This window comes from Curtobacterium sp. MCBD17_008 (assembly GCF_003234475.1).
Lineage (GTDB): Bacteria > Actinomycetota > Actinomycetes > Actinomycetales > Microbacteriaceae > Curtobacterium.
In genome coordinates this window covers 157,069-163,359 of the sequence record NZ_QKTK01000009.1, presented here as the reverse complement: position 1 = coordinate 163,359, position 6,291 = coordinate 157,069, and the positions used below count along the sequence as shown (strand labels likewise).

The 6,291-nt window shown below is 72.4% G+C and carries 6 protein-coding genes; 2 read left to right on the top strand and 4 right to left on the bottom strand.

Annotation, left to right across the window (positions count from 1 at the left end):
• Nucleotides 1-128: 128 nt before the first annotated feature.
• The 4 genes from DEI95_RS10465 to DEI95_RS10450 form a co-directional block, all read right to left on the bottom strand.
• Nucleotides 129-1,427, bottom strand: a complete 1,299-nt coding sequence (locus DEI95_RS10465) for a PT domain-containing protein (protein ID WP_181436274.1) — start codon at nt 1,425-1,427, stop codon at nt 129-131.
• 200 nt (nt 1,428-1,627) lie between these two features.
• Nucleotides 1,628-3,013 carry an adenylosuccinate lyase gene (gene purB, locus DEI95_RS10460; RefSeq protein ID WP_111060177.1) on the bottom strand — a complete coding sequence of 462 codons (1,386 nt, stop codon included), beginning with the start codon at nt 3,011-3,013 and terminating at the stop codon, nt 1,628-1,630.
• Complete coding sequence (locus DEI95_RS10455) at nt 3,010-3,522, bottom strand: low molecular weight protein-tyrosine-phosphatase (protein WP_110823933.1); 513 nt, start codon at nt 3,520-3,522, stop codon at nt 3,010-3,012. Before DEI95_RS10455 ends, purB begins: the two co-directional genes overlap by 4 nt.
• 51 nt (nt 3,523-3,573) lie before the next feature.
• Nucleotides 3,574-3,975: a phage holin family protein gene (locus DEI95_RS10450; RefSeq protein ID WP_111060176.1), complete on the bottom strand. Its 402-nt coding sequence runs from the start codon at nt 3,973-3,975 to the stop codon at nt 3,574-3,576.
• A 52-nt stretch (nt 3,976-4,027) separates the two neighbouring features.
• Here DEI95_RS10450 and DEI95_RS10445 point away from each other — a divergent pair, with 52 nt between their 5' ends.
• Complete coding sequence (locus tag DEI95_RS10445; protein ID WP_110823125.1) at nt 4,028-5,125, top strand: histidinol-phosphate transaminase; 1,098 nt, start codon at nt 4,028-4,030, stop codon at nt 5,123-5,125.
• Nucleotides 5,126-5,130: 5 nt separating this feature from the next.
• Entirely contained in the window at nt 5,131-6,267 is a 1,137-nt protein-coding gene (locus tag DEI95_RS10440) for a thiamine pyrophosphate-dependent dehydrogenase E1 component subunit alpha (protein ID WP_111060175.1), read from the top strand.
• Nucleotides 6,268-6,291 lie beyond the last annotated feature (24 nt).

Below are 6,291 nucleotides of genomic sequence, written 5' to 3'. Positions count from 1 at the left end.
GGCCGGGGCCGGGGCCGGGGTGAGCGTGCCGGTCAGCACGACGGCGACCACCCCGGCGCACACGACGGCCACGGCGGCGGCGACCAGGGTCGCGCGCCGTCGTGGGTCGGTCGGGAGGCTCGGCACGGTCAGCCGGTGAAGGTCGCCCGCCCCGGCACGGGCGTGGCGACGGGTGCGACCACACCGTCGGTGATGCGGATGCCCGGGGCCGCGACCTGGCCGGACGCGGTGCCGAGGAGCTCGAGGTTCCCCGGCCCGGGCACGGTCCCCGCGGGGAGGACGACCGTGGCGGTGAAGGCACCCTCGGCATCGGCGACCGGCCCGACCGGGAACACGGCGCCGGTCTCGCTCACCGTCAGGGACACGCTGATCCTCTCACCCGGGGCGAAGCCGGACCCGGAGACGGCGAACCCGGTGCTCGTCGCCTCGGCGACCGTGAGCTCGGGGTCCGCGACCGTCGCCGTGGCGGTCGGCTGCGGCGTGAAGTAGGTCGTCGTGTCGTCGAAGCGGAGGCTCGCGATGTGGGCGTCGGCAGCGGCAGCGGCAGCGGCGTCGGCGTCGGCCGTGGCGCGGAAGGCCGCGGCACCCTCGGCAGCGCCGCCCTCCGTCACCTGCGGGAGGAGGCGACGGAGCGTGTCGTCGAGCGGGGTCGTCGGCGCGGTCGGAGCGCTCGTGGGGGCGTCCGTCGGCGCTGCCGTCGGTGCGTCGGTCGGCGCGGTGGTGGGCGCGTCCGTCGGCTCGGTGCCCGGCGCCTCGGTGCCGGGCTCCTCGGTGCCGGGCTCCTCGGTGCCGGGCTCGACCGTGCCCGGGTCGATCGACAGGATGTCGCTGCCGATGAGCGCGACGAAGTACCCCGTCACGACGCGGTGGTCCGACGCGAGGTCGGCCGCGAGCTCGGACGTCGTCTCCTCGCCGGAGTCGGTGTAGGCCCAGGTGGTGTCCGCGCCGTGCAGGCCCTCGAGGGCGAAAGCCGTCGTCGCGAGCACGTCCGGGTCGGACTCGTCGGCGACGATGAGCCCGACGAGGGCGTTGTCCCCGGTCGCCGCCGTCGCGTCCGCCACGACCGACTGCAGCAGCTCGGGGACGACGGGCCGCGTGGTCGGGTGCAGGAGGAACACGCTCGAGTCGTCGTGGACCGTCAGACCGTCCTGGCCGAAGTCGACCACGTCGTCGAGCGAGCGGGCGGCGTCGCCGGACTCGAAGGCCCCGCCGAACCAGGACCACCCGTCGGGCAGGCTCAGGTCCGTCGACTCCGGCGCGAGGCGAGCGAAGTCGTCGGCCCCGTCCGCCCAGGTGACGACCGGCGGGAGGGCGGCGAACGACGTGGCGCCGGAGACGGAGGGGACGAGCCCGGCGGTGACACCGAGGACGGTGGCGCCGACGGCGGCTGCGGCGATGCGGGAGCGGAGCACGGGGTGGGGGTCCATCCTGTCGAGCGAGCGGGGCACGTCAGCACTGCCGCCCCCGTGCTGAGCAGTACTCAGCGAGGTGAACCTAGCAGCAACCTGAGCACCCGTGAAGGCCACGGGTCCGGCGCTGCTGTGCCGAGCCTCCCGTCCGACCGCGGAGACGACGACGGCGGCGGGACGCACCGGTGCGACCCGCCGCCGTCGCGACGCCGTGCGGCTCAGACGTCCAGGTGGTCGACCAGCTCGTCCGCCAGGCCCGTGTAACCGGCCGGCGTCAGGTTCGTCAGCCGGGCCTTCGCACCGTCGGAGATGTCCAGGCCGTTCACGAAGGCGACCAGGTCGTCGCGTCCGATCCGCTTGCCGCGCGTGAGCTCCTTGAGCATCGCGTACGGGTCCTCGATGTCGGACTGCCCGGCGGTCACCTCGGCGCGGATCACGGTCTGGATCGCCTCCGCGAGCACCTCCCAGTTGCCGTCGAGGTCCTCGGCCAGGCGGGTCTCGTTGACCGCGATCTCGCCGAGCCCACGGCGCAGGTTGTCGAGCGCCAGGAGCGAGTGCCCGAACGCGACGCCGATGTTCCGCTGCGTGGTCGAGTCGGTCAGGTCACGCTGCAGGCGGCTCGTGACGAGGGTCTCGGACAGTGTCGAGAACAGCGCCGACGAGATCTCGAGGTTCGCCTCGGCGTTCTCGAACCGGATCGGGTTGATCTTGTGCGGCATCGTCGACGACCCCGTGGCGCCGGCCACCGGGATCTGCGTGAAGTACCCCATCGAGATGTAGGTCCACACGTCGGTCGCCAGGTTGTGCAGGATCCGGTTCGTGTGGCGGACCCGGTCGTACAACTCGGCCTGCCAGTCGTGCGACTCGATCTGCGTGGTCAGCGGGTTCCACGTCAGGCCGAGGCCCTCGACGAACTCCCGGGACAGCGCGGGCCAGTCGGCCTCGGGGTCCGCGGCCAGGTGCGCGGAGAACGTGCCGGTCGCGCCGGAGAACTTGCCGAGGTACTCGCCGCGCTCGACCTGGGACAGGACGCGCTCCAGCCGGTAGACCACGACCGCGATCTCCTTGCCGAGCGTCGTCGGCGTCGCGGGCTGGCCGTGCGTGTGCGAGAGCATCGGGACGGCGCGGAGGCTCGTGGCCATCTCGCGCAGGCGCTCCACGACCGCACGGGCGGACGGCAGCCACACCTGCTCGACGGCGTCGCGCACGGTGAGGGCGTACGACAGGTTGTTGACGTCCTCGCTGGTCGCCGCGAAGTGGGTGAGCTCGGCGACGGCGTCGAGGCCGAGGTCGCTGAGTCGACGGCGGACGAAGTACTCGACCGCCTTGACGTCGTGACGGGTCGTCGCCTCGATCTCGGCGAGCTCCGCGATCTGGGCCTGCCCGAAGTCGTCGACGATCGCGCGGAGAGCGGCCTTGTCGTCGACCGAGAGCGGCGAGGTGGTGAACATCGCGTGGTCGGTGAGGAAGACGAGCCACTCGACCTCGACCCGGATCCGGGCACGGTTGAGACCGGCCTCGGACAGGTGCTCGCCCACCGTGTGCACGATCGGGTAGTAGCGCCCGTCGAGCGGGCTGATCGGCTGCGGGGGAAGGGGGGTCATGGGGCTCCCTGGCGGACTGCCGGCTCGAGCTGGTGGAAGAGCGCCCGGCAGGCCCGTTCGACCGTGCTGAGCACCCGGTCGAACTCGTGTCGGTCCGCGTAGTACGGGTCCGGCACGTCGGCCTGCTGGGGCCAGGCGTCGTCGTACCGCAACAGGAGCGTCACCTTGGCGGCGTCGTCCATGGTCGGGGCCCACGAGCGCAGGATGCGTTCGTGGGAGCGGTCGAGTGCGACCACCAGGTCGAGGTCCGGGAACCGGTCCGGGTCGAACTGACGGGCGCGATGCCTGCTGCCATCGTATCCGCGCGCTGCGAGCGCTGCGATCGTGCGCTCGTCGGCGGGTTCGCCGACGTGCCAGTCCCCGGTGCCCGCGGACACGACCACGAACCGGTCCGCCATGCCGGCATCGGCGGCGATCTGCGCGAAGACGATCTCGGCCATGGGGGACCGGCAGATGTTGCCGCTGCAGACGAAGGAGACACGGAAGGGCGACGGGGCGCCGGCGTCCATGGTCATGTGCACATCATGGCGCAGCCGGGGTGCGGACGCGACGCCCGTCCGTCAGGCGCGACCGCGACCGCCGAGCACCGGGCGGGCGACGAGTCCGACCAGCCAGGAGCACACCGCGAGCACGAAGGCGCCGACGATGCCCCAGCCGAAGGACTCCACCGACAGGCCGAAGCCCAGCGCGGTGGACACCCCCGCGACGATGAGCAGCAGGACGCCGTTCACGACGAACGAGATGAGCCCGAGCGTCAGCACGTAGAGCGGGAACGCCACGATCCGGATGAGCGTGCCGACGACGGCGTTCACGATGCCGAAGACGAACGCGACGAGCAGGTAGGTCAGGACGGTCTGGACGGGGCCGGCGTCCCCGAAGGCGTCGACGGACACCCCCGCGACGACGAGCGTGGTGAGCCACAGGGCGACGGCGTTGACGACGAGCCGGACGATGAACCGCATGCACCCATGATGCCGGTCCTGCCCGCGAGACTGCCGCCGGTACGCTGACCCGGTGACCGACAGCCCCGTCCACATCAGACCCGAGATCGCGGTCCTCCCGCCCTACAAGCAGGGACGCCAGGCCGCGCCGGACGCCCTCAAGCTCTCGAGCAACGAGAACCCCTTCCCGCCGCTGCCCGGCGTGGTCGAGGCCGTGCAGGCGCAGACGTCGTACAACCGCTACCCGGACGCCACCGCGCTCGCCGTCCGGGCGGTGCTCGCGAACCGGTTCGGCGTCACGGTCGACGAGGTGCACGTCGCCCCGGGCAGCGTGGCGATCCTGCACGAGCTGGCGAAGGCCACCTCCGGTCCCGGCGACGAAGTCGTGTACGCCTGGCGCTCGTTCGAGGCGTACCCGGGCGTCGTCACGGTCGCCGGCGCGACGAGCGTGCAGGTGCCGAACCGGCCCGACGGCGGGCACGACCTCGACGCGATGGCGGCGGCGGTCACCGAGCGGACGCGCATGGTGCTCGTGTGCACCCCGAACAACCCCACGGGACCGATCGTCACCGGGGCGGAGTTCGAGTCGTTCATGGCGCAGGTGCCGTCCTCGGTGCTCGTGGTGCTCGACGAGGCGTACGCCGAGTTCGTCACCGACGTGGACGCCGTCCGCGGTCCGGCGCTGCTCGAGCGGTACCCGAACCTCGTGGTGCTCCGGACCTTCTCCAAGGCGTACGGCCTCGCGGGCCTGCGGGTCGGGTACGCACTCGGACCGGCATACGTCCTCGACGCCGTCCGTGCGTGCGCCATCCCGCTGTCCGTGACGGCGCAGGGTCAGGCGGCCGCGCTGGCCAGTCTGGAGCGCGAGGGCGAGCTGCTCGAACGGGTCGCCGAGCTCGCCGACCGACGGGACCGGATCCGCGCTGGGCTGCTCGCGCAGGGCTGGGACGTGCCGGAGGCGCAGGGCAACTTCGTGTGGCTGCCGACGGGCGAGCACACGGCGGTCGTGGCCGAGGCCCTCGAGCACGCCGGGCTCATCGTCCGGGCCTTCGCGCCCGAGGGCATCCGTGTCTCGATCGGCGAGCACGAGGCTGTCGCAAAGCTCCTCGAAACCACGGGTGCCGTTGTGGGACGTCTCACAACGGGGGCTTCGGACCGGCCGGTACGCTGACCGACATGTTGTTCCGCGCCGCGGCTCCTGCGACGACCCCCGTCCAGCTCCTCGACCCCGAGGGCCGGTTCGTGGAGACCGACGAGAACGCCGAACTCGCCGCCGTCGCACAGGCCCTCCCCGACGAGACCCTCCTCGCCATGCACCGTCAGATGGTGCTCACCCGACGCTTCGACCACGCCGCCGCGAACCTGCAGCGCACCGGTCAGCTCGGGCTCTGGGCGCCGAGCCACGGGCAGGAGGCGGCGCAGGTCGGTTCCGCGTTCGCGCTCCGCCCGCAGGACCACGTCTTCCCCTCGTACCGCGAGCACGCCGTCGTCCTGCAGCGCGGGGTCGACCCGATGGAGATCATCTCGCTCTTCCGCGGGCAGGCCCACGGCAACTGGGACCCGGACGAGCGCGGCAACACGCACATCTACACGCTCGTCATCGGCGCGCAGACGCTGCACGCCACCGGCTACGCGATGGGCCAGGCGCTCGACGGCGTCGTCGGCACGGGCGACCCGACGGTCGACGAGTGCTCGATCGTGTACTTCGGCGACGGCGCGACCAGCCAGGGTGACGTGAACGAGGCGTACGTGTTCGCCGCGTCGCACACCGCCCCGGTCGTCTTCTTCCTGCAGAACAACCACTGGGCCATCTCGGTGCCGGTGTCGGTGCAGTCGCCGACCCCGCTCGTCGACCGGCCGCGCGGCTTCGGCATCCCGAGCATCCGGGTGGACGGCAACGACGTGCTGGCCTCGTACGCGGCCAGCGTCATCGCGACCGAGCACGCCCGGACCGGGCAGGGCCCGGCGTTCGTCGAGGCGGACACCTACCGCATCGGCGCGCACACGAGCTCGGACGACCCGACCCGGTACCGTGCCGACGACGAGCTCGCCGGTTGGGTCGCCCGCGACCCGATCACCCGGTCCGAGGCGTACCTCCGCAGCCGTGGCGCCACCGACGCCCAGTTCGCGGAGTTCGACGACGAGGGCGAGCAGATCGCCGTCGACGTGCGCACCCGCACGAACGCCCTCCAGGACCCGCCGATGGAAGCGATGTTCGACAACGTGTACCGGGAGCCGCACCCGCGCATCGACGAGCAGCGCGCGTGGCTCCGGGACTACGAGGCCGGCCAGGACGCAGGAGCCCACGCATGAGCACGACCGAGCAGCTCTTCGACT

Coding starts and splice junctions, on each gene's coding strand:
- DEI95_RS10450 (WP_111060176.1), bottom strand. CDS start 3,975: ATGCGGTTCATCGTCCGGCTCGTCGTCAACGCCGTCGCCCTGTGGCTC.
- DEI95_RS10465 (WP_181436274.1), bottom strand. CDS start 1,427: ATGGACCCCCACCCCGTGCTCCGCTCCCGCATCGCCGCAGCCGCCGTC.
- purB (WP_111060177.1), bottom strand. CDS start 3,013: ATGACCCCCCTTCCCCCGCAGCCGATCAGCCCGCTCGACGGGCGCTAC.
- DEI95_RS10455 (WP_110823933.1), bottom strand. CDS start 3,522: ATGGACGCCGGCGCCCCGTCGCCCTTCCGTGTCTCCTTCGTCTGCAGC.
- DEI95_RS10440 (WP_111060175.1), top strand. CDS start 5,131: ATGTTGTTCCGCGCCGCGGCTCCTGCGACGACCCCCGTCCAGCTCCTC.